General features: G+C 62.1%; 21 protein-coding genes and 1 riboswitch. Of the genes, 15 read left to right on the forward strand and 6 right to left on the reverse strand.

Translation table 11 applies throughout. From position 1 onward, the window contains the following. The first annotated feature begins 26 nt into the window (after nt 1-26). A complete protein-coding gene (locus tag KVT38_RS26730) occupies nt 27-2,234 on the forward strand; it encodes a helix-turn-helix domain-containing protein (RefSeq protein ID WP_217596806.1) in 2,208 nt (735 codons plus the stop codon). A 28-nt stretch (nt 2,235-2,262) separates the two neighbouring features. Beyond that, nucleotides 2,263-3,828 carry an extracellular solute-binding protein gene (locus KVT38_RS26735; protein WP_217596807.1) on the forward strand — a complete coding sequence of 522 codons (1,566 nt, stop codon included), beginning with the start codon at nt 2,263-2,265 and terminating at the stop codon, nt 3,826-3,828. A gap of 34 nt (nt 3,829-3,862) precedes the next feature. Here the strand turns inward: KVT38_RS26735 and KVT38_RS26740 are convergent, their stop codons facing one another. Both KVT38_RS26740 and KVT38_RS26745 read right to left on the reverse strand, forming a co-directional pair. Continuing rightward, complete coding sequence (locus tag KVT38_RS26740) at nt 3,863-4,498, reverse strand: cyclodeaminase/cyclohydrolase family protein (RefSeq protein WP_217596808.1); 636 nt, start codon at nt 4,496-4,498, stop codon at nt 3,863-3,865. Then, complete coding sequence (locus tag KVT38_RS26745) at nt 4,495-5,355, reverse strand: bifunctional 5,10-methylenetetrahydrofolate dehydrogenase/5,10-methenyltetrahydrofolate cyclohydrolase (RefSeq protein WP_217596809.1); 861 nt, start codon at nt 5,353-5,355, stop codon at nt 4,495-4,497. Before KVT38_RS26745 ends, KVT38_RS26740 begins: the two co-directional genes overlap by 4 nt. Before the next feature lie 92 nt (nt 5,356-5,447). Beyond that, nucleotides 5,448-5,532, reverse strand: a riboswitch (ZMP/ZTP riboswitch). A gap of 130 nt (nt 5,533-5,662) precedes the next feature. On the opposite strand from KVT38_RS26745, the gene KVT38_RS26750 reads away from it, so the two are divergent. Together KVT38_RS26750 and hflX are read left to right on the forward strand one after the other, a co-directional pair. Next, the gene (locus tag KVT38_RS26750) at nt 5,663-6,070 is read left to right on the forward strand and encodes a DUF1801 domain-containing protein (protein WP_254639582.1); all 408 of its coding nucleotides are present in this window, start codon (nt 5,663-5,665) and stop codon (nt 6,068-6,070) included. 468 nt (nt 6,071-6,538) lie between these two features. Continuing rightward, nucleotides 6,539-7,828 (forward strand): GTPase HflX, encoded by a 1,290-nt coding sequence (gene hflX, locus KVT38_RS26755; RefSeq protein WP_217596810.1) that lies wholly within the window; start codon nt 6,539-6,541, stop codon nt 7,826-7,828. A 39-nt stretch (nt 7,829-7,867) separates the two neighbouring features. Here the strand turns inward: hflX and KVT38_RS26760 are convergent, their stop codons facing one another. Beyond that, the gene (locus KVT38_RS26760; protein ID WP_217596811.1) at nt 7,868-8,266 is read right to left on the reverse strand and encodes an MmcQ/YjbR family DNA-binding protein; all 399 of its coding nucleotides are present in this window, start codon (nt 8,264-8,266) and stop codon (nt 7,868-7,870) included. 115 nt (nt 8,267-8,381) lie between these two features. Between KVT38_RS26760 and KVT38_RS26765 the strand changes: the two genes are divergently transcribed. Both KVT38_RS26765 and KVT38_RS26770 read left to right on the forward strand, forming a co-directional pair. Next, complete coding sequence (locus KVT38_RS26765) at nt 8,382-9,194, forward strand: AAC(3) family N-acetyltransferase (RefSeq protein ID WP_217596812.1); 813 nt, start codon at nt 8,382-8,384, stop codon at nt 9,192-9,194. A 193-nt stretch (nt 9,195-9,387) separates the two neighbouring features. Next, nucleotides 9,388-9,813, forward strand: a complete 426-nt coding sequence (locus tag KVT38_RS26770; protein ID WP_217596813.1) for a hypothetical protein — start codon at nt 9,388-9,390, stop codon at nt 9,811-9,813. A gap of 20 nt (nt 9,814-9,833) precedes the next feature. Here KVT38_RS26770 and KVT38_RS26775 read toward each other — a convergent pair whose 3' ends face one another. Beyond that, the gene (locus tag KVT38_RS26775; protein ID WP_217596814.1) at nt 9,834-10,298 is read right to left on the reverse strand and encodes a DUF4385 domain-containing protein; all 465 of its coding nucleotides are present in this window, start codon (nt 10,296-10,298) and stop codon (nt 9,834-9,836) included. A 220-nt stretch (nt 10,299-10,518) separates the two neighbouring features. On the opposite strand from KVT38_RS26775, the gene KVT38_RS26780 reads away from it, so the two are divergent. The 8 genes from KVT38_RS26780 (at nt 10,519) to KVT38_RS26815 (ending at nt 20,468) form a co-directional block, all read left to right on the forward strand. Continuing rightward, complete coding sequence (locus tag KVT38_RS26780; protein WP_217596815.1) at nt 10,519-12,285, forward strand: sensor histidine kinase; 1,767 nt, start codon at nt 10,519-10,521, stop codon at nt 12,283-12,285. After that, on the forward strand, nt 12,272-13,906 hold the full coding sequence (locus KVT38_RS26785; RefSeq protein WP_217596816.1) for a response regulator: 1,635 nt from the start codon (nt 12,272-12,274) through the stop codon (nt 13,904-13,906). The genes KVT38_RS26780 and KVT38_RS26785 overlap by 14 nt, the downstream gene beginning before the upstream one ends. 105 nt (nt 13,907-14,011) lie before the next feature. After that, the gene (locus KVT38_RS26790) at nt 14,012-15,430 is read left to right on the forward strand and encodes an ABC transporter substrate-binding protein (protein ID WP_217596817.1); all 1,419 of its coding nucleotides are present in this window, start codon (nt 14,012-14,014) and stop codon (nt 15,428-15,430) included. An 82-nt stretch (nt 15,431-15,512) separates the two neighbouring features. Further along, complete coding sequence (locus KVT38_RS26795; RefSeq protein WP_217596818.1) at nt 15,513-16,412, forward strand: carbohydrate ABC transporter permease; 900 nt, start codon at nt 15,513-15,515, stop codon at nt 16,410-16,412. Between the two features lie 13 nt (nt 16,413-16,425). Then, a complete protein-coding gene (locus tag KVT38_RS26800) occupies nt 16,426-17,340 on the forward strand; it encodes a carbohydrate ABC transporter permease (protein ID WP_254639583.1) in 915 nt (304 codons plus the stop codon). Between the two features lie 53 nt (nt 17,341-17,393). Beyond that, nucleotides 17,394-18,416, forward strand: a complete 1,023-nt coding sequence (locus KVT38_RS26805; protein WP_217596819.1) for a glycoside hydrolase family 130 protein — start codon at nt 17,394-17,396, stop codon at nt 18,414-18,416. Next, nucleotides 18,413-19,804 (forward strand): FAD-dependent oxidoreductase, encoded by a 1,392-nt coding sequence (locus tag KVT38_RS26810; RefSeq protein ID WP_217596820.1) that lies wholly within the window; start codon nt 18,413-18,415, stop codon nt 19,802-19,804. The genes KVT38_RS26805 and KVT38_RS26810 overlap by 4 nt, the downstream gene beginning before the upstream one ends. A 58-nt stretch (nt 19,805-19,862) precedes the next feature. Continuing rightward, nucleotides 19,863-20,468, forward strand: coding sequence for an SGNH/GDSL hydrolase family protein (locus tag KVT38_RS26815; RefSeq protein ID WP_217596821.1), 606 nt, complete (start codon nt 19,863-19,865; stop codon nt 20,466-20,468). A 214-nt stretch (nt 20,469-20,682) separates the two neighbouring features. Here the strand turns inward: KVT38_RS26815 and KVT38_RS26820 are convergent, their stop codons facing one another. Together KVT38_RS26820 and KVT38_RS26825 are read right to left on the reverse strand one after the other, a co-directional pair. After that, nucleotides 20,683-21,324 carry a DNA-3-methyladenine glycosylase family protein gene (locus KVT38_RS26820; RefSeq protein WP_217596822.1) on the reverse strand — a complete coding sequence of 214 codons (642 nt, stop codon included), beginning with the start codon at nt 21,322-21,324 and terminating at the stop codon, nt 20,683-20,685. Next, complete coding sequence (locus tag KVT38_RS26825) at nt 21,321-21,701, reverse strand: hypothetical protein (RefSeq protein ID WP_217596823.1); 381 nt, start codon at nt 21,699-21,701, stop codon at nt 21,321-21,323. The genes KVT38_RS26820 and KVT38_RS26825 overlap by 4 nt, the downstream gene beginning before the upstream one ends. 207 nt (nt 21,702-21,908) lie before the next feature. Between KVT38_RS26825 and KVT38_RS34995 the strand changes: the two genes are divergently transcribed. Then, the coding region (locus KVT38_RS34995) for a DEAD/DEAH box helicase (protein ID WP_254639584.1) at nt 21,909-22,368 on the forward strand (460 nt) is incomplete at its 3' end.

Genomic DNA, 22,368 nt, shown 5'->3' on the forward strand with positions numbered 1-22,368 from the left:
CATTATTTTCCACGCTTGGGGGACGCATGAGACAACTTCAGCCGTTGCTTTTTTTCCGACGCAGATCCTATTCGCTGTTCATGCGGCTCATCGCCGGGTTTCTGTGCATCATCGTGCTGCTCGTCTCGCTCACGGTGTATGCGATTTCCGTATCCAAGCGCAGCGTCAAGCAAGAGATCGTCAACTACAATACGCTCATGCTGGACAACGCGATGAACGGCTACGAGAAGCACCTGGATCTCGTCAAAAAACAAATGTACCTGTTCTTCAGCGAAGAAGTGCAGCGGCTTCAGGCTCCGCCCCGCTACGACGAGTTCCCGCAGATCATCGGCGATATCTCGACCTGGGTCGCCAACCCTTACCTGTTCATAGATAACATCGCTTTTATCGTCGACCAAGGCAAGACGGTGCTGGAAAAAAACACGAGCACGAGCGCCAGGGCGATGTTTGGCAAATTTTACGCAAGCGAAGCGTATCCGCCGGATTTTTGGACCGCACAGTTTTCCGAATCCTATACCTACCGGGTGTTCCCTTCGGCCCCTTTTTATAATTCCATGTTCAAAGGCGGCTCCGAGCCGATTGGAGACTTGATTCCGATCGTGTTCAAATACGACGGAAGCGCGGAATTGTACATGGTCGTGTTCCTTAACGCCGGGAAAATGTACGACGCGTTCCAGCAAAGCAAATACGACGACTTCGTCGTCTACGACAAAGACGGGCGCGTGCTCTACCGCAGAGAAGGAGAAAGGCCGTTCCTGAGCTATGCCGAGCTGACGAATCCGGGCAAGGACCGATTCGTTCGCGGCGAGGATTACTATTTCATCCGGAAAGGAACCGCAACCGGCTACAGCTATGCGTACCGGGTACCGGCCCAGCAGATCGCCTATCAGTCGCGGCTGAGCGCGACGCTGATCGCCATCCTTGCTGCCGCCGTGCTTCTCAGCTTGCTGATCGCGGTCATGTTCGCCGTCCGCATCAACAATCCGCTGAAGCGCGTCATCGAATCGCTGCGCTCGATGAACGAAGCGATGCCGAACCGACCCGGCATCCGGGAGTTCAACCTGATCGACGACGAGCTCCGCGGGAGCCGGGAGCTGCGCCGGCAGGTCGGCTTTGTCAACCGGCTGAAGGCGATCCGAAGCCTCGAGGCCGACGGCGCGGGCTTTTCCTTCCCGGACAAGCCGTTCGTATTTATCTTGTATCAGGTGCAGCCAAGGCGTCGCGATGCGGGCGATGCCGAGCCGATCGACAAATGGCTCTATTACATGAAAGCCTATATCGACGTCCATCTGCAGGCGGCGTTTCCCGATGCGCAGACGTTTCAGATCGAGCGCAATCAGGTTCTGAGCCTTGTGCCGACCGACCGGCCGGTCGAGCTTATCCCTGTGCTGGAGCGCGCAAAGGAGGTGTTCGATCAGGACAAAGCGTACGGCATCGTGACCATCGTCCTGACGCCGGTCCACCGGTCCTCGGATGAACTGACGTCGGCCTACGAGGAGGCGCAGCAGCTCGTCAGGGACCGGCGCCTGACCGACGAGACGCAGATTATCGTCGAGCCCGCGCCGGTGCAGCCGCCAGTCGAGCTGCCGCCGGACGAGGACAAGGAGTTTCTCGTTCAGTTGAAGGAAGGGAACGGGCAGCGCGCGGCGGCGATCATGCAGCGAATGTTCGACCGGCGGGGGGCGGGGACGCTGCCGGCATCCGCGCTGCTGCGGTTCGCCGAGTCAACGGCGAGCAAGATACGCGTCGCGGCCGTCCAGTCTCCGGCCGATCCCGACCGGCTGACGTCTATCCTCGCGCAGGCGGAAGCGCGGCTTCCGCGATGCGAGACCGCGGCCGAGCTGGAGAGGCTGCTGGCTGATCTTGTACGGGAAGCGGCCGAAGCCTTCAAGGCCAAGAAAGAAGAGAAGCATCCGGTCACCGATTTCGTCATCGACTACGTGAACGCGCATTTGTCGGAGGCGATCTATCTGGACGTGCTCGCGGAGAAGCTGAAGATGAACAGCAGCTATTTGTCAACTTATTTCAAAGGAAAAACGGGCGTCAATATCGTCGACTACATCAACGAGACGCGTATCGCGAAGGCGAAGGAGCTGCTGTCCGACAACCGCGCCAAGATTAACGACGTCGCGAAGGCGGTCGGCTACCAGAACATCACGTCCTTCAACCGAATGTTCAAGAAGTTCACGGGCATGACGCCGAGCGAGTACCGGAAGCGGCAAGATATCTCGTAAGAACGGCAGCGGAATAGGGGGATCCGGCTTGATCGAGTCTAGCAAACGAATAACGGGGACTGCCGCGCGGACGGCGCTCTCCGTCCTGGGCGCGCTTGCCGTCTCGGCCGCGCTGACCGGCTGCTTCGGCGGCGGGGTCACCGATCGGGCGGCTTCGACAGCCGTGTCTTCTAGTGCGGACGAGCGGACCGCATCTGCGACTTTATCGACCGCTGCGCGGCTTAAGATGCTTACGGAGGAATCGCAAGCTTGGCCGGCTAGGCCGGATTGGCCCGTATGGCGGTGGGTACGGGAGGCGACCAACATTGCGATCGAGCAGGAGACGCAGACCGGGTCCGAATCGATGACGCTCGCGATCGCGTCGGGCGACATGCCGGACTTGTTCACGCTGTATCCGACCGACGCGCAGAAGTACGGCTCGCGGGGCGCTTTTCTGGATCTCTCCGAATATCTGGACCGGATGCCTCACGTGAAGGCTTTTCTCGCTTCTAGGCCCGACGTCGCCGCGCGTATGACTTCGCCCGGCGGCGAGATATACCAGTTGCTCAGCGACGGCGCCGGCGCGGGCAATCAGATCGTTTGGTTTTACAGGGACGATATTTTCGACAAACACGGTCTCAAGCCGCCCGCCACCTGGGACGAGCTCTACGAGACCGCCAAGGCGCTCAAGCGCCTCTATCCGGACAGCTACCCGTTCGTGTTCAGGCACGGGCTCGGCACTCTCGCCACGTTCGGTCCGGCGTTCGGCATCCATCCGTCGTTCTACCGGGACCCCGAGACCGGGGACGTCGAGTACGGCCCGACCGATCCGAATTTTAAAAAGCTGATCGAATATTTAAAGAAGTTCTACGACGAAGGGCTGATGCCCCCGGATTGGCTCTCGATGGATTATAAAGCATGGACCCAGTTCATGACGACGAATCAATCGTTCATCACGGTCCAATACATCGGTCAGATCGAGATCATGAACGCGCAGCTCGAAGCCGGCGAGCACCTTTCGTTTATGGCGCCGCCAAGCGGACTGGCGGGATACGCCTATCTCCCGCGCAACGACTACGAACCGCTCGGCTTCGCGATTTCCGCGAAAACGGACCGTCTCGACACGGCGCTGCGCTATCTGGACTTTTTGTACTCGGACGGGGGCATGGACCTGATGAGTTGGGGCAAGGAAGGAGAGACATACGAGGTAGTAGAGGGCAGACGGCAACTACTGCCTCTGTTCAAGGAGCCCAACGATCTGCGCAAGGAAGCGGGCATCATGACGGCGGGCACGTACGGCCGCTTCGACTACGGTTCGCTTATGTCGCTCAGCAGCGCGGGCGAGCAATATGCGTATCGCGAAGCGGCCAAGTACACGTCCCCGATCTCCGGCGAGCCGCCGATGCTGACCGCGAGCGAGATCGCCTGGGCCTGGCCGGCGCTGGAGCAGCTGGACAAGTACTACGGGTCCAACGTCTCCCGGTTTATACTCGGTTACAAGCCGATGTCCGAGTGGGACGCCTTCATCGATGGCCTGGACGAGCTGGGCGTGACCAAGCTGAAGGAATTGTATGAGCTGGCGTTCAATCGGGCAAAGGAAGGCGGGCGACCGTGAACGCCGGAGGCGCGGATGACCGTTTGCGTCTCCGTCATTCAAGCATCCTGCGTCGGGCGATGTCCTGCGCCTCTCGTGCCATGTCCGCGATAATGCGCATCTGTGCGGTCGCCTGTTCGGCATACACGGCCTCCAGCTTCGCGTCCTGAAGCGAACCGAAGTTAATCTCCGCGGTCAGCATAGCAGATCGCGCAGCAGCCTCCAGCAGAATCGCGGCGATCGCCAGATCGGACAAGACGTTTTTGTTGGCGCCTTCCGCGATTCGCAGCGTATGGGTCAACCCTTCCCGGCATTGATCCATGAGCCGTAGGGGCACCGCGGTTGCCTGCAAGGCTGCTTCGCGCAGCGCCGCCCGGCGCTGCGTTTTTTCCTCATCCGTCGCCTTGGGCAGCCGAAGCGCGCTCATGTACCGGTCGAACGACGCAATATCCGCGTGCATCAATGTCTCGCAATCCGCGCTCAGGCGGTTCATCTCCGCGAGCGTCTCTTCGACCTGCGGCCGGATGGCGGCGAACTTGTCGCCTTGCGATAGCCGGCCGACCATCGACGTCATAGCGGCCCCAAGTGCGGCGACCACTGCGGCTACGCTGCCGCCGCCGGGCGTCGGGTCCGCGCTGCCCGCTTGTGCGACGAAGCTCCGAATCGATTGCTCCCACGAGATATCGCTCATGCGCCCGTCGCCTCCTTTCGCTGCCAATCGATCGCGTCCATCAGATTGTTGAACACGATCGCGGTCGTCAGCGTACCGACGCCGCCGGGCACCGGCGAATAGGCGGCAGCGAGCTCGCCCGCGCCTGCGACGACATCGCCGGCGATGCTGCCGTCGGCAAGCTCGTTGATGCCGGCGTCTACGAGCACGAGGCCGGGATGGACCATGCCGGGCGTCACCGTATCCGGGCGGCCGACGGCGACGAAGGCGAACGCCGCACGCGCGAGGTGCTTCGCGATATCCGGCGTGCGGGAGTGGCAGACGGTGACGGTCGCTTGCTCCCGCTGCAGCAGATGCAAGAGCGGCAGCCCGACGGTCTGGCCCCGTCCGATGAGCGTAACGTCGGCGCCCTCGAGCGCATAGCCGTAATGCTTGACGAGCGCGATGCAAGCCTGGGGCGTGGCCGGATAGAGGCCGGCCTCGCCCGTGACGACGGCGAGCTTGTTGGCGGGCGATACGCCGTCGACGTCTTTGGCCGGCGCGATCGCCCGCTCGATACGACGCGCGGACATGTGGGCGGGAAGCGGCAGCTCCAGCAGAATGCCGTGAACGGCGGGATCCGCATTGCAATCGGCGATCAATTGCAAGAGCGAAGCTTCGGTCGCGTCTGCCGGCAGCTCGTGAAGGCGATAGGCGATGCCGAGCCGGTCCGCGATTTTTCGTTTGGCCTGCGCGTAATACGCCGAAGCGGGGTCCCCCTCGACAAGAATAACGTCCAGCTGCGGCAGTATGCCGGACGCCTTAAGCGCCTGCACGCGCGAGCGGACATCGTCGTAGATGCGTTCCGCGGCTTCTTTAGCTTTCATGATCGTCGTCATGCCTTGTTCCTCCTTGAGATGGGAATATGGATTCGTAAAACGAAAAGGACCCGCGGCAGTCTCGCACTCACATACGAGTGCTGCGCGCGGATCCTTTTTTCCCAGGCGAACGGAAGGGTCCCGCCGCATGCTCCCTCGTGGTCGATTCCACTGATCTCGCCAGTCGCATGCGGCTTATTGCTTATATAGTAACAGACCGGGCTGATATTGGATACTGTCGGGCAACGCGAGGGAGCTGTCAGAAGGAGGAAGCGAATGGTAAAATGGACGCAACGCAAAAAAACGAAAGCAGAGGAGCGTGCACTGGATGCCAAAGGGGAGGGGATCGGCTGCCGAGATGGCGGCAGCCGACTTCATGGACAAGCTTGAGCACCCGATGAAGCAGGAGATTGAGGCGCTGCACGCGATTGTGCACGATGCGGACGCTCGTCTCGTCGAGGGCATCAAGTGGAATGCGCCGAGCTACAGCGTTGACGGCCAGGATCGGGTCACGTTTAATCTGCAGGGCAAGGGGATGATCCGGCTTGTCTTCCATACAGGCGCCAAGAAAAGCGATCTGAATGTCCGCGCTGCGCTGGGAGAGGACTCTTCAAGTCTGCTCGAATGGGCGGCCGACGATCGTGCGATCGTTAAGCTCGTCGATATGGACGACGTGCGGGAAAAAGCAGATAAGATCGGCGAAGCCGTACGGCGGTGGCTGGAGGCGACGAGCTGAGACTGCGGTGCTCGGTAAGTTGCGTTTGCAGCCGACGGACCGGATTCGTTGCGACCGCCTGGCGTCAATCGTCGCCGTGCGGCAGCCTTCCAAGAGGAAGCGTTTGCCATAGCGCTGCGGCATGTGTTAGAATCGAGTTACTTTATGAAACGGAGGGTTGCCGTGTGATAGACTACATCCGAGTTCGCACTTTGGTCGGCTAATGATTAGCGCCCAAGCTCTGCCTGCCGGCAGGGGACTCAGATGAAGTCTGTCTACATTCGAAGGCAACCCGCGCGGGAGCTGCGCCGGTTCGCTTGTTCGCGGACGTTTTGACGTTCGCCGGCGGCCGGCCTTTGGATAGGCATGATTTCGAACGCGATTTGCCCTCGTCGGGCGAATCGCGTTTCCTCGATCTGATCACCCTGAGCGCAGGCGGACGACGCCTGTGTTTTTTTGTTTTACCGATCATGAGAGGATGATAAATGTATGGAACGAGAAAATATCGAACCGAACAACCTGGCGCGCGCGATCGTCGTCGGCGTTCAGCTGAACAACGCGCCCGGTTTCGAATATGCGATGGAAGAGCTGCGCAACCTGGCTGACGCCTGCGGCATCGAGACGGTCGGCGAGCTGACGCAGAAGGCGGAACGCGTGAATTCCGCCCATTATATCGGCAGCGGCAAGGTGGAGGAGCTGAAGGCGATCGCCGCGGAGCTCGACGCCTCGACGGTCATTTTTAACGACGAGCTGTCGCCCTCCCAGATCCGCAACCTGGAGTCCGCGCTGGAGCGCCGGGTTATCGACCGCACGATTCTGATCCTCGACATCTTCGCCGAGCGCGCGCAGACGAAGGAGGCGCAGCTGCAGGTCGAGGTGGCGAAGCTCCAGTACATGCTGCCTCGGCTGGTAGGCCTGCGCGAATCGCTCGGACGCCAAGGCGGCGGGTCCGGGCTCAAGAACCGGGGCGCGGGGGAGACGAAGCTGGAGCTCGACCGCCGGCGGATCGAGGAACGCATCTCGCATATGCAGCAGGACCTCGAGAAGCTCGTCGCCCGCCGTCAGGTGCAGCGCAAGCAGCGCCAGAAAAACGAGGTACCCGTCGTGGCCCTCGTCGGCTACACGAATGCGGGCAAGTCGAGCCTCATGAACGCTTTGCTCGCCGCCTACGAACCCGAATCCGGCAAGCGCGTGCTGGCCAAGGATATGCTGTTCGCCACGCTGGAGACGGCCGTCAGAAGCATCTCGCTGCCGGACCGCAAAACGTTTCTGCTCGCGGACACGGTTGGCTTCGTCAGCCAGCTGCCTCATCATCTCGTGAAGGCGTTCCGCTCCACGCTCGAGGAAGTGTCCGAAGCCGATCTGCTCATTCACGTCGTCGACGCGGCCAATCCCGAATTCGAGCAGCACATCGCGGTCACCCGGGAGACGCTGAAGGATCTGGGGGCGGACGAGATTCCGGCCATCTACGCCTACAACAAGGCGGATCTGCTGCCGGACGGCGACTACCCGCGCATCGACGGCGACATCGTCTATCTGTCCGCTGCGGGCGGTCAAGGCATCGAGGAGCTCGTGAAGCTGATTCGGGACCGCGTCTTCGGCGACTATGTAGAGGGCGAGGTGCTGATTCCGTACGATCAAGGGCGGCTCGTCGCTTACTTTAACGAGCATGCCGACGTACGAAGCACCGAGTACGAGGAAACGGGCACACGCCTGTCGCTCAGCTGCAGGGCGGCGGACTACGAGCGGTACCGCGAGTTGTTCGTAAGCGTTAATTAAAGAGGCGGACCGCCTTCGAGGCGGTCCGCTTTTTGAACTTTACTTGTTGCGACGGGCATTATCGTCCTTGGGAAACGGGGCTAAACGCATCTCGAGCGCTTCGCGATCCGCTTTTCTCAGCTTGCTCACGACCGCGTCGTAGGAATGATCGACCATCGCCTTCAGGTCCGCGTCAGGCACGGTGCCGTCGAGGCGCACGGTGTTCCAATGCATCTTGTTCAAATGGTAGCCGGGAATGACGGCGGCGTACTGCTGCCTGAGGCTCTCCGCGAGCACGGGATCGCACTTCAGGCTGACGGAAGGCGGCTCGCCGCGCTCGTCCACCAGCGCGAACACTTTGCCCGACACCTTCAGCACGAGCGGCTGGTCGCCGAACGGATAATCTTTAATAGCGCCTTTTTTGGTCAGGATGTACTTGACCAGCGACGGGACGTTCATCCGGGAGACCTCCATTCGGGAATTGATCCTTCAGATATAACACGTTGGGCGATAAAAGTTAAGCCTTTCCAACGCTCGAATTGCAATCAGTATTTAAAAAAGGAGTTGTTAGTCGATGAGCGAAAAAGACATCGTCGACCGCACGAGGCGGCCGAATACGATAGCGACAATGGCGGCGCAGATGGGACAGCTGGGCGTTCAATCCGGCGACACGCTGCTCGTCCATTCCTCCCTGTCCCGCATGGGCTGGGTATGCGGCGGTCCGCAGGCCGTGATCTTGGCGCTCCTGCAGGCTGTCGGCGAAGAGGGCACGCTCGTCATGCCCGCGCAGAGCGGCGACTGGAGCGATCCGGCCGAGTGGCAGCATCCGGCTGTGCCGGCGGACTGGATCGAGACGATCTACAGCGAGATGCCCGCGTTCGACCCGGCGCTGACGCCGTCGCGAGGGATGGGGCGGATCGCCGAGCTGTTCCGGACCTGGCCGGGCACGCAGCGCTCCGACCATCCGCAAGTATCCTTTACGGCCAACGGCCGGCACGCCGCGTACATCGTAGCCGAGCATCCGTTGACGCCGCAGTTCGGGGAAGCCTCGCCGCTCGGCAGGCTGTGCGAGCTGGACGCCAAGGTGCTGCTGCTCGGCGCAGGGTACGATTCTTGCACCTGCCTGCATCTGGCCGAAGCCCGGCTCCCGGGCATGCCGAGGAAGCGCATGGGAGCGGCCGTCCGGTCGGACGGGGAGCGCTCATGGCGTTGGTTCGAGGACTATGCATACGACGCGGACGACTTCGAGCGGATCGGGGTCCTGTTCGACAAGAGCGGGCATGTCGCGTCCGGCCGTATCGGCGAAGCCGAGTGCCGGCTGTTCGGGGCGAAGGAAGCGGTCGAAGCGGCGGAGAAATGGTTGAGCGCGAACCGATATCGGGCTTGAGACGGGTCAAAAAGAGGAGGGGGAGCTCGCCCACTACGGGCTGCAAACCTGAGACGACTTTCTCGCGTGGATCGCGCGCAGCTGGGACACGCGGCGGTATGGCGTAGGCGATTGCAAAAAGCGCGGCGCGCCTTACCGCAACGCCAATCTGCTGCGAAAGACGGAGGCGCGTTACGCCATCGGCGCCAGCAGCGTGCTCGATCTGGATCGCAGGCACGGGCATATGAGCATGAACGTGTCCTACTCGACGCACGCAGGTCTGCCTTGGCCGGCTGCGCTGAGGCAGCATACGGACCGCGGGCGGATCGAATGCTCGCCTTACGATCACATCGGCGCGTCCGTGAGCGGAGAGACGGCGGTTCGGCCGATCGGCGGCCATGTCGTAGCGGAGGTTTATCCGAAAATATGCAAGGAACGTCTCGCCTACAAGGCGTCTTCTCCGTCCATGCGATACGATATGACGCTGTCGGATCACGAGACAGACGCCTTCGCCATCGCCGAGTGGGCGCAGCAGCGCGACTTGGCAGGCGCGTTCGCGCCATACTTCCGGCTCGAGACGCTGACGCCTCAAGAGCTTCGAACGGCGGCGCTGGAAGGCTGGGTGCTGGGCTGCCTGTAACTGCGGTGCCCCGGTGCCCTTTACCGCGCGGCGCTTTCGTATTTTTCGCGATGTCGCTTCTTCATCTCCAGGTACTCGGAATCCGTGCGCGCCTCGTCCCACTTCCTTTTGAAAATCGCCGCCGACTCCGCCTTGACCGGGTCGTATCGGTCGGGCAGCTCGGCGCCGTCGGCAGACGCATACTTCCGGCCGCTCCGGTGGTTCGCATAGCGGCGGGCGCGGGTGAAGCCCATCTGCAAAAATTTGCGGGCCATATCCATCCCGACGAAGTCGTCCGCCGCCTTGTATGCCAGGAACAGGTCGAAAATTTTCTTGGAAGATGCGACCGCTTTCTCGGGCGTCTTGAACCGCCAATGCGGCAAAATCTCGCTCTTGTAGGGCTCCACCAGCAGCCCGCCCTGCTCGCCGCGGCCCACCGCGTACAGCTCGGGATGCGCGCGCAGATCTAGGCTGGCGTAGTCCAGCGAATAGTCGAATGGCTTCATGCGTTCGCTCCTCCTTCAAACGGCTTCGTGCCGCACTGCATTACCTATGCTTTACCCCGCCCGTCCCCATCTCCTCGCCCGGCCTCGTCGAATCGTTTCCCTTAACCGTACGTTCACCGCTCCCCGATCGCCGGACGGCTCGATTATCATTGTAGGTATGCGTTCACCATGACATAATCGGGACATACAACCGACTTCTATCGCGAGGCGTGATCCATCGATGAACATCTCCAAGCTGTCCTTTCGCAACAAGCTCAAGTCGGCCTTCCTGGTCATCTCGATCTTGTCGATTTTGATTACCGGCCTGTTCTCCTACACGACGACAGCGCGCATTCTGGAGGACAAGGCACTGACGTTGACCCAGGACACGGTCGTCAAGTCGGCGCAGGTCGTCGACGAGAAGCTGAATAATCTGATGATCGTCATGATGACGTTCATGATCAACAATTCGTTCCAGAGCATGCTGAAGGACGCTGCGAGCGGAAATGCGAGCGCTTACTTCACGCATCTGTCCAATATGGACAACGTCTTCTCCCAGGCCCGCATCGCCGAGCCGCTCATTCAATCCATCTATATCTCTACGCCGATCGGCGACTTCTATCCGCTGTCGATGAATTTGAACCGGTCCGTCGCGTTCAAGGATACGGCGCTTTACGCGCGCGCGGCGAAGGCGAAGCGCAACATCTGGATCGAAGGGCACGAGGACCCGCTGTTCAAGGGCAAGCCTCGCGTCGTTTCCCTGATCTTGCTGCCGATCGCCGAGTTCCCGACCCGCGATGTCTATGTCGTCGTCAACATCCGCGAGAACGGCCTGCGCCAGATCGTCGGTTCGCCGGCATCCGGCGGCTCCGAGCGGTTTGTGCTGAACGCGGACGGCGGACTCGTCTACGCGGACGACGATCCGCTCGCCGTACAGACGGCGCGCAGCGGCCGTGCGTCGGCATTTCTCAAGGACGAGGCGCAAGCGGGGTATACGACGGTCCGGCTCGGCCGGGAGGACTATCTGCTCAACTACGCGCGTCTTGAGCTTAACGACTGGACGGTTGTGGCGGTGCAATCCAAGAGCGAGGTGCTGAAGGATCTCGACGCCGTCAAATGGGCGATTCTCTTCATTACCGCGCTTAGCTTAATCGTCACCTTTCTGCTGTCCGGCTGGTTTACCCGCTACCTGCTCCGCCCGCTCAAGGGATTGCAGCTCGTTATGAAGCGGGTCGAAGGCAACGATCTGACCGCGCGCTTCGAGAGCGATAGGGAGGACGATCTAGCGCAAGTGGGCTACCGCTTCAACCGCATGCTGGAGCAGATCGTCGTGCTGATCGACGAGGTCAAGGCGGCGGAGGCGAGCAAGCGTTCCGCGGAGATCAAATCGCTGTCCGCGCAGATGGACCCGCACTTTTTGTACAACACGCTGAACACGATCTATTGGAAATTGAACCTAGGGCAGGTGGAGCCCTCGCAACGGATGGTCGTCGCGCTGTCCCGCCTGTTCCAGCTGGGTCTGAACAAAGGGCGGGAGATGACGACGCTGGACAAGGAGCTGGAACATGTCCGCCAGTATCTCGAGCTGCAAAGCTGGTGCTACGAGAATCTGTTCGACTATACGATCGAGGTCGAGGACGACGCGCTGCTCGTCCGGCCGGTCCCCCGGCTAATCCTGCAGCCGCTCGTCGAGAACGCGATCCTGCACGGCTTCAAGGACATGGAGGACGGCGGCCGCATCGCAATCGAGGTACGGCGGGAAGCCGGCGGCGACGCATGGATCGTGGAGGTCGGGGACAACGGGCGCGGCATGGACGAGATGAACGTCCGGCAGCTCGGTCGCGGGGACGGGGATAACGGCGGTTATGCCTTGGGCAATCTGGTCAGCCGCCTGCAGCTCGTCTACGGCGACGAGGCGCGGCTTGGCATCGAGAGCGCGCGGGAGCGCGGCACGACGATCACGCTGCGCATTCCGTGGAGAGGAGAAGATCACGATGGAAGACGTTGAACAAATCCGCATGATCGTCATCGACGATATCCGCAGCGTGGTCGCGGGTCTGACCGCGATCGACTGGGCGTCCCGCGGCATCGAGTTGGCCGGGTCCGCCTACAACGGCGAGGAGGGACTCGCGCTCGTCGAGCGGACGAAGCCGGATATCGTCGTCACCGATATCCGGATGCCCCGCATGGACGGGCTGGCGATGCTGAAGGCGGTTCTCGCGCTTCAGCCGTCTTGCAAGGTCGTGCTCATCACGGGGTACGCGGAGTTCGACTATGCGCAGCAGGCCGTGCAGCTCGGCGCGTTCGACTTCGTCCTGAAGCCCTTCACCGAGACGGAGATCGCGGACGCGGTGCTGCGGGCGAAGGAGAAGGCGCTCGAGGAGCGAACGCAGTCGCTCGGACGCAAGGAGCTGGAGCGCAAGGTGCGCGAGAGCATGCCGCTGCTCCGGCAGGAATATTTTTCGCTGCTCGTCCGCCATCGCACGCTCTGGGAGCGGGCGGAGCCGCGCTGGACGTTTCTGGGCGTCGAGCTTGCCCCCCGGGGCTTCACGGTCATGCTGATGAAGATCGATGGCTTCCCCGAGCAGGTGGCGGACCTGTCCATCCGCGAGGTGGAGCTTATCCGCTTCTCCCTGCAAAATATCGCGGAGGAGACGATCGCAAGACACGCGGGCTGCGTCGTCTTCCGCGCGGGCGACGACCGGTTCGCCGCCGTGCTGAACGACCCGAGCCTGTTTGGGACGGACGAGATCGCGGAGCGCGTCTGCCAGAACGTGGAGCGGTATACGAAGTTCACCGTATCCGTCGGCACCGGCGGACGCGTCGAGGAGGTGGCCGAGCTGCCGGACTCGTACCGACAGGCGGAATCGGCGCTCGCTTACCATCTGTATACGGAGGGCAACGGAGCGATCGGCTACGGCAGCCTGCCGAAGACCGATCGGCAGGAGCCGATCGCCCTCGAGCACAAGGACGAGCTGCTGCTCGTTCTGCGCGCCGGCAGCGCCGAGCGGGCGACCGCGCTGCTGGCGGAGATGGCGCAGGCGCTCGGACGCCTGGAGCCGCAGCCGAATCCCGACTACCTGCTCGGCCTTTACGAGGAGCTGGCGGCCGCGGCGATTCGCACGCTCTACGAGCTTGTGCCGCAGCCGGAACTGCAGCCGCTCGTCGATCGGTACAAGGCGCAGCGCGCCTCCGCGGGCGCGACGCTGGCCGGCCTGCAGCAGCAGCTTCGCCAGCTGTGTGCGAGCGGTTCTGAGCTGGTGCGCAGCCATGCGCGCTCGGAGGGGGAGGCGGTCATTTACAAGTCGCTCGAGTATTTGAAGTCCCGTCTCGACCGCAACGTGACGGTGAGCGAATGCGCCTCGCGCGCGCATCTGAGCGTGAGCTACTATTCCAGCCTGTTCAAGCGCGTCACCGGCCTGACCTTCACGCAGTATGTGACCGGTGAAAAAATAAACCGGGCCAAGCAGCTCATTCTGAGCGGCAAGCCCGTGCAGGACGTTGCGGCCGAGGTCGGCTACGAGGAACGGCGGTACTTCAGCGAGACGTTCAAGCGGGTGACGGGGATGACGCCGTCCGAATTCCGCGACAGCTACGCCGCGGGCGGCGACCGGCCGCCAAGACCGTAAGATTGTCGCCCTCGACAGTCGACTCGCCGCACGTCCCCGCAGCCGGTCCGGACCTATAATGAACACGTAGCGACAATATACGATTTCAAAAAGGGGTAGTTACACATGTGGAAAAAAAGCCTGGGTCTCGGCCTGACGGCCGTGCTCGCGATCGGCACGGCAGCGTGCGGCAATTCCTCGAACAACGGCGGCGCAAGCTCCGCGCCGGCGTCGACCGCGGCTTCATCGTCGCCCGCTGCGTCGTCCGCCGCGCCCTCCAAGGCGTCCGGCGACAAGGCCGTCATCACGTACTGGACCGACGACCGTCACGACCAGGAATATATCAAATCGCTCATCGACAAGTTCAATGCCGAAAATTCGGACAACATCGAGGTCGAGCTCACCGTGCTCTCCGAGAATTACAACCAGAGCGTGGACATCGCCTTCTCGAGCAACAAGGCGCCGGACGTTCTTCGTCTAAAGAGCGCCAATACGGAGACGTTCGTCAAAAAAGGCTATCTGGCGCCGATCGACGAGTACGTCACGGACGACATGAAGACGAAGTTCTCCTCGCTGCTGCTTGACGGCGTCAACATTTTCGGCGGCAAGCTGTACAGCCTGCCGAACTCGGGGCAGACGCTCCGCCTCGTTTACAACAAGGATCTGTTCGACAAGGCCGGCATCGCCAATCCGCCGCAATCGCTGCAGGAGATGGTCGACGACGCCAAGAAGATCACGGCGGCGGGCAAGAGCGAGGGCGCCTACGGCTTCGCGCTCAACTTCAAAAACCCGAAAAGCGCGTTCGACCGCTCCATGCGCGAAATTTTGTCGCTCAGCGGCTATCAGGGTCTTGGCTACGACCTGAAAACCGCGCAGTTCGACTTCAAGCCTTACAGCCAGGTCGTCGAATACTTCAAGCAAATGTGGGAGGACGGCAGCGTGCTGCCCGGCGCTGAGACGCTCGACATCGATCCGATGCGCGCCCAGTTCGCGGCCGGCAAGATCGGCATGTACCTCTCGTTTGCCACAGAGCCAGGCGTGTACAAGGATCAATTCCCGACGACGATCAACTGGGGGGCCGCGCTCGCGCCGACGCTCGAGGGCAAGCAGGTCGGCACGTCGGAGATCGTCTCCGCCGGCACCTGGCTCGGCATCAGCGACAAGTCGAAGCATAAGGACGCTGCCTGGAAATTCATGGCGTACATGTATCAGGACGATATCTTAACCGCTTATCACGAGCAAGGCTTCGGCATTTCGGTCGTCCCGAGCATCGCGGAAAAAGCCAAGAACCCGGACATCCCCGGCATGGAAGGCTTCCTGGTCGGCGAGCACGATTCGATCTGGCCGGTCTCTCCGAGCGTGACGCCCGAAGGCGCGAACTACGCCGACGCGTTCTTCAAGTACATGCTGGGCGGCGGCGACGTGAGCAAGATCGTAACGGATCTGAATACGCGCTACAATGACGCCTTGGCCAAAGCGGTCGAGAAGGGCGACGTCAAGACGCAGCCGGATCCGTCCTTCGATCCGTCGAAGCTGGGGTCGTAATCGCAAAATTATAGAGAAGGAAGCGGGGCTTTCGTGCGCGATCGGCGAAGGCCCTTCGTTATCCCCGGAAGGAGTGGAAGACATGACGCGCTGGACCCGTCTGAGAGAAAACTCGCTGTTGCTGCTCCCCAGCGTCATCCTGACCGTCGCGCTTGGCATTTACCCGTTGATCTGGGTGCTGCGCTATATGTTTTACGACTACCCCGGCTACGGCGCGGAGACGTTCGTCGGGCTGGACAACTTCAGGCGGCTGCTGCGCGATGCGGCATTCTGGGAATCGGTGCGCAATACGTTCGTATTCGCGGGCGGCAAGCTGCTCATCACGGTGCCGCTGTCGCTGCTGCTGGCGGTCATCCTGAACGGCAGGCTTCGCGGGCGCCATTTCCTGCGCGCGGTATTTTTTATGCCGACGGTCATCAGTACGGCTGTCATCGCCGTCGTGTTCTACTTGATCTTCAACTCGTACAACGGCATGGTCAACCAGCTGCTCATGAAATATCACCTCATCGGCAGCCCGTTCGAATGGCTCGGTCCGAAGCATGCGATGCTGACCGTCATTCTGGCGGCGGCGTGGGGCGCCGTCGGCAACTACATGCTGCTGTTCCTGGCGGGACTGCAGAGTATTCCGCACGACCTGTACGAGGCGGCGTCGATCGACGGCGCGGGTCCCGCGCAGCGCTTCTGGCGCATCACGGTGCCGATGCTCGGACCGGTCATGCAGATCATCATCATGCTGGCTATCATCGCTTCGCTCAAAGGCTACGAGAGCATCATGGTTATGACGGAAGGCGGCCCGATCGGTAAGACCGAGGTCATGTATCTGTATTTGTACAAGCTGCTTTTCCCGGTCGCTACGTCAGGCGCGGTCGTCGACCAGCAGTTCGGCTACGGCAGCGCGGTCGGCTTTACGACGGCCATCATCGTCGGCATCATCACGGCGGCGTATTACGCGATGAGCCGGAAAATGAACAAGGTGTTCTAAGGAGGCGATTCGCATGAACGAACAAACGGCTGCAATGGGCAAGCCGGTCCCGCGCAAGCGCCGGGACGGCGCCGCCTCCGGCCTGGCGGGCGCACGGGTTGCGGCTGTCGCGGGCCGGGCGGTCCTCTGGCTATTTCTGCTGACCGTCGCCGCCCTGACCTTGTTCCCGATCCTGATGACGGTGACAGGCTCGCTGATGACCAACGCCGAGCTGATGGGCGGCGGCCATATTCTGCCGAGCGATTGGCAATTCGGCAACTACGCGGAGGCGTGGCGACAGAGCAACTTCGCCCGCTTCACCTGGAACAGCGTCTACATGAGCGTTGCGGCGACGGCAGGCACGCTGATCGTCGCGGCGGCTGCCGCCTACGTCGTCGATCGCCGGAGCTTTCCCGGCAAGTCGCTGTACGTCGGGCTTCAGGCGTCGACGATGTTCATCTCGGTCGGCGCGGTCGTACTGCGGCCGCAGTTCGACCTGATGGTCAAGCTGCACCTGAATTCCTCGCTGTGGGGCGTCATCCTCATTCTGATCAGCGCGCATGCCAGCACTTTTTTTATTCTGCTCGGCTTTTTCAAGGCGATCCCGCGCGAGCTCGACGAGTCGGCCATGCTGGACGGCTCCGGCTTCATCCGCACCTTCTACCGGATCATCCTGCCGCTGCTCGCGCCGGGACTTGGCGTATCGGGCCTGTTCGCCTTCCGCCATGCATGGAACGAATACATCCTGCCGCTCGTGTTCACGCTGACCGATCCGCATCTGCAGACGCTCACCGTCGGCCTTGCCAATCTCCGGTACGGCGCCTCGGCGGCGATGCAGCTCAATCTGATGATGGCCGGCGCTTGCCTGTCCATCCTGCCGATGCTCATCGTGTACATCCTTGCGAACAAATCGTTCATGCAGGTGACGGCCGGCTCCGTCAAAGGCTAGACATAGAGAACATAAGAAAATACGATGAGATAGACGATATGGAGGATAAACGCATGACTGTATCGACGATCGGCGCGCTGGCGTCCAGTCCGCTCGTTCGCCGCCATCCGGCGAATCCGATTGTGAAGCCGGAGGACGTGCCGTACGGGCCGGCGATGGTGTTCAACGCGGGCGTGACCAAGTACGAAGGCAAATACGTGATGGTGTTCCGCAACGACTACGGCAATGCCGCGCTCGGCACGATCGAGCCGCACAGCACCACGAATCTGGGACTCGCCTACAGCGACGACGGCGTGACCTGGGAGGTGCAGCCCGCGCCATGCTGGAGCTGGCACGACGAGGAAGTGACCCGCGTGTACGATCCGCGGCTGACCGTCGTCGACGGTCGATGCCATCTGTGCTTCGCGGTCGATACGAAGCACGGCGTACGCGGCGGCATCGCGGTCACCGACGACTTCAGCCGTTTCGACGTCCTCAGCCTGTCCGTGCCGGACAACCGCAACATGGTGCTGTTCCCCGAGCGGGTCGGCGGCAAGTACGTGCGGCTCGAGCGCCCGTTTCCCGTATACAGCCGGGGCGGCGTCGACCGCTTCGACATGTGGCTGTCCGATTCTCCGGACCTGCGCTACTGGGGCGGCTCCCGTCTCGTCATGGGCGTCGAGCACGTGCCGTTCGCCAACGACAAGATCGGACCCGGCGCGCCGCCGGTCAAGACGGACAAGGGCTGGCTGACGACGTTCCACGCCGTGGACATCGACCCGTCCCGCGGCAAAAACGGCTGGGAGCCGGCCTGGAGGAAGCGCTATTCGGCCGGCATCATGCTGCTCGATCTGGACGATCCGGGCAAGATCGTCGGCATGTCCCGCGCTCCGCTGCTTGCGCCGGAGGCGCCCTACGAGACGGACGGAGGCTTCCGCAACGACGTTATTTTCCCCGGCGGCATGATTCTGGAAGATTCCGGCGAAGTGAAGATTTACTACGGCGCGGCCGATACGGTGGAATGCCTGGCAACGGCCGACGTGAACGATCTGATTCGGCTTTGCCTGGAAGGCGAAGAGAGAGGTGCCGGGGCATGAGCTTCGATAGAAAGGCCGGACAGCCGGGGAAAAGCGTGACGCTGCCCGCTCAAGACGTTCCCGTCTCGCACGAGGCCGATGTCGTCGTCGTAGGCGGTGGCGCTTCCGGCATCGGGGCGGCGATCGCCGCAGCCATGAATGGCGCGAGCGTGCTGCTCGTCGAGCAGCGCGGCTACCTTGGCGGCATGGGGACGGTGTCGCTCGTGCCGGCTTTTTGCCCGTTCACGGACAAGGAGAAGCCGATCGTCCGCGGCATCGGCATGGCGCTGATGGAGCGGATGAAGCAGGCGTGCAACGCCGACTATCGCAGCGAGTACAAGGACACGCTCGACTGGGTGCCGATCGACCCAGAGACGCTCAAGCGCGTATACGACGACGCGCTCGAGGAGCACGGCGTCCGCACGCTTTTCCACACCTTTGTCTACGACGTGCTGAAGTCGGCGGACGGCCGGCGCATCGAGGGCATCGTCGTCGTCAACAAGACGGGGCGCTCGGCGATTCGCGCGCGGTACGTGATCGACGCCACGGGCGATGCGGACATCGCCGCGCTGGCCGGTGTTCCGTTCCAGAAGGGCGGGGATGAAGGCGAGCTGCAGCCAGGGTCCATGTGCTATTTGCTGGCGAACGTGGACCGCGAGCGCTTTCGCCGCTATCTCGACGAGACCGGAGATTCCGGACAGCTGCACGCCACGGTTGAGCGGGCGATCGCGGAGGGAGCGCTCCCCGAGGGGCGCAAGTCGATCTCCGGCCTGGCCTGGGTGAACGATTACCTCGTGGGCGTCAACTTCGGCCATGTGTTCGGCATCGACGGCACAAAGGCCGAGGACCTGACGCGCGGCGCGATCGAGGGACGGCGGCTGGTCGAGCGGCAGCTGCGCTTTTTTCAGACGTACGTGCCGGGCTTCGAGCGCGCGCATCTGGTCGCGAGCGGCGAGCAGGTCGGCATCCGGGAGACCCGCCGCATCCAGGGCGATTACGTCCTGACGGCGGACGACTTCATGAACGCCCGCTCGTTCCCGGACGACATCGCGCGTAACGCTTATTACATCGACATTCACCTGGCGAACAGCAAAGGCAAGATGACGTTCACGCATCTGAAGCCAGGGCAGTCGCATGGCGTGCCGTATCGAGTGCTGCTGCCGGTCGGCCTGGACAATCTGTGGGTGCCGGGACGCGCCGCATCGTCGGACCGCGCAGTGCAGGGCTCGCTGCGGGTTATGCCGAACTGCTTCGCGATGGGGCAGGCTTCAGGCACCGCGGCGGCGCTGGCGATGCGCGAAGGCACGGGCTCGCGCGGGATTCAGGTGCCCGAGCTGCGCCGTCTGCTCGTGGAGCAGGGCGCATGGCTGGGCGAACAAGCGGCGGCTTCGGCTACGGCGGCGGAATAGCTTCGGCCGCCGGCCGCGGAATAAAGAAGCGGTCATACGAATGGGAGCGTGATGTGGCTTGAAATGGCAAGGAAAACGCTGGGGGACGCTCGGGGACAGCATCACGGCCGCTAACGGCTACCAGCCGATCGTGCAGGCTGCGCTAGGCTTCTCGGAGGTGCTTAACTACGGCAGGAGCGGCTGTCCGATGACGGCAGGCGGCGCGACCGACGAAGGCGCCACCGTCAACATGGCAGCGGCGGTCGACGCCGGCTTGGATTGTGTCACCATATTCGCGGGTACGAACGACTATCGGCTTGACAAGCCGCTGGGCAGCCGGGACGGGCACGACCCGTCGACGTTCGTCGGCGCGTACCGGACGCTGATCGAATCCGTGCTGACGGCGAACCCGGGCTGCCGCTTAAGCCTGTGGACGCCGCTTCAGCGGGACAAGGACGGCTACGATATCGAGAGGCCCAACGCGCAGGGGCACCGGCTGGGCGACTATGCGGAGGCGGTGTCCGCGCTCGGACGCGAATACGCGCTTCCCGTTCTGGACCTGTACGCGGAGAGCGGGCTGAACCGGCTGACGCTCCCGCTGTTCACGGACGACGGCCTGCACCCGAACGCACGGGGGCACGCCCGAATCGCTGCGATGGCGATTCCGTTTCTGGAGCGGATCTAGGGCGGGTCTAATTGAGGTTCACCAGCGGCTGCAGCGCGGTCCGTCGGAAAACAAGCGCAGGCGCCCGCCTGCGCTTGCTTGCGTTTTAAAGAGGAGGCTGTAGAGTAGAGTAACTTCTTGCCCCTATAGCGTCATTTGGATCGTGTCGCGAGGCTGTAGAGTAACATTTTGCCCCTATAACATCATCCGGATCGTGCCGCTCATGCCTGCGCCTCTATAGCTCCGACCGACCGTCCACGTAGCCGTCGTCGATGGCCCGCCACAAGTAAAGGCAGGCGATGCTCCGGTAAGGGCTCCACCGATCCGCGTACCGTGCGAGGCAGCCGGGCGCTTCGTCGGGATTGAGGCGTCCGTACAGCCACTGGGCGGCGCGCTGCAGGCCGGCGTCCCCGAGCGAGAGCACATCCGGCCGTCCGAGCGAGAAGATGAGGAACATCTCGGCCGCCCATTTTCCGATCCCCTTCACCTGTGTCAGCATGGCGACGGCTTCCGCCTCCGGCAAAACGCCAAGCGCCTCGTAGTCCAGCGAGCCAGACAAGGTCCGCCGGGAGAGATCGTGGATCGAGCGAATCTTGGCGTAGGACAGACCGACGCCCCGGAGCGCCTCCTCGTCGTGCGCAAGCAGCGATTCGGGCGTGAGCGGCCCGCCGATCAACGCCGTCAGCCGCTGCTTGATTACGCCGGCGACCTTGGCGGAGAGCATCTGGGAGACGATCGAGCCGACGAGAGCTTCGTACGGCGAGCGGCTCGGCGACAGACGAATCTCCCCGATGCGTTCGATGAGTCGGCCAAGTACGGGATCGGATTGCCGCAAGCGGCGTCCTTCGGGCGTGTCGGCATGTACGATCAAGGTCAAGGAATTTCCCTCCTGCCGGATTGCACGCCTGGTTCGCCCGGAGCCGGAGGGACGAGATAGCGAACCGGGACGCCCGTGCGCGTCGCGTATTCGATCTCGCCCCGCGTGCTGTCGCCGATATAACCGCCCGGATTGACGACGAAGATCTCGTCGGCCATGTCGATTTTTTGCAAATGAACAAGGTCCAGCAGCTGCTTCTGCGCTTCGTCGACTTCGGAGCCTTCCGCGTGAACGAAGACGCCGACGGAGATGACGACGTTGCCCGCCAGCGTCAATTCGGCGTTGATGCGCTCGAAATCCGGCTTGAACCGCGTGGAGCCGCACAGTGTGACGACTTTGAAGCGGCCTTCCGTAAGTTCTGGTGCGTTGCTATTCATGCTGGGTAGCCTCCCTCAGTAAAGGGTATATTTAATTCATATAGTAGCAGAATCGATAGTCAGTTGCTTCGCGGCATCTGGAGAATTGCCTTTTTTTGCATTTTCATGCGGCGATATGGCGTCATTGCCTTTCAATCGCCGTCCGCCATAGGGTATAATGGTTGGATATGGCCGTTGTACGATACGCTTTAACATAAAGGAGATTCCATGAACTTCAATGACCTTAAGCTCAAGCCGGCGATTCTCAAAGCGCTGAGCGAAGAAAATTATACGACGCCTACGCCGATCCAGGAGCAGGCGATCCCCGTCGTGCTTGCGGGCAGAGATCTGTTCGGCTGCGCGCAGACGGGCACGGGCAAGCCGGCCGCGTTCTCGCTGCCGATGCTCCAGCTGCTGAGCGACCAGCAGAAGCCGCCGGGCAAGCGCCGTCCGATCCGCTCTCTAGTGCTCACCCCGACCCGGGAGCTGGCGATCCAGATTTACGACAATGTGCGCGCATACGGACGTCACCTTGACGTGCGCGGCATCGTCATTTTCGGCGGCGTGTCCCAGAAGCCTCAAGAAGATGCGCTTGCGCGCGGCGCGGATATCGTCATCGCCACGCCGGGACGTCTGATCGACCTGATGAACCAGGGCTTCATCGATCTGTCGCACGTGCAGATCCTCG

The sequence above is a fragment of the Cohnella sp. GbtcB17 genome, from assembly GCF_019091135.1.
GTDB lineage: Bacteria > Bacillota > Bacilli > Paenibacillales > Paenibacillaceae > Cohnella.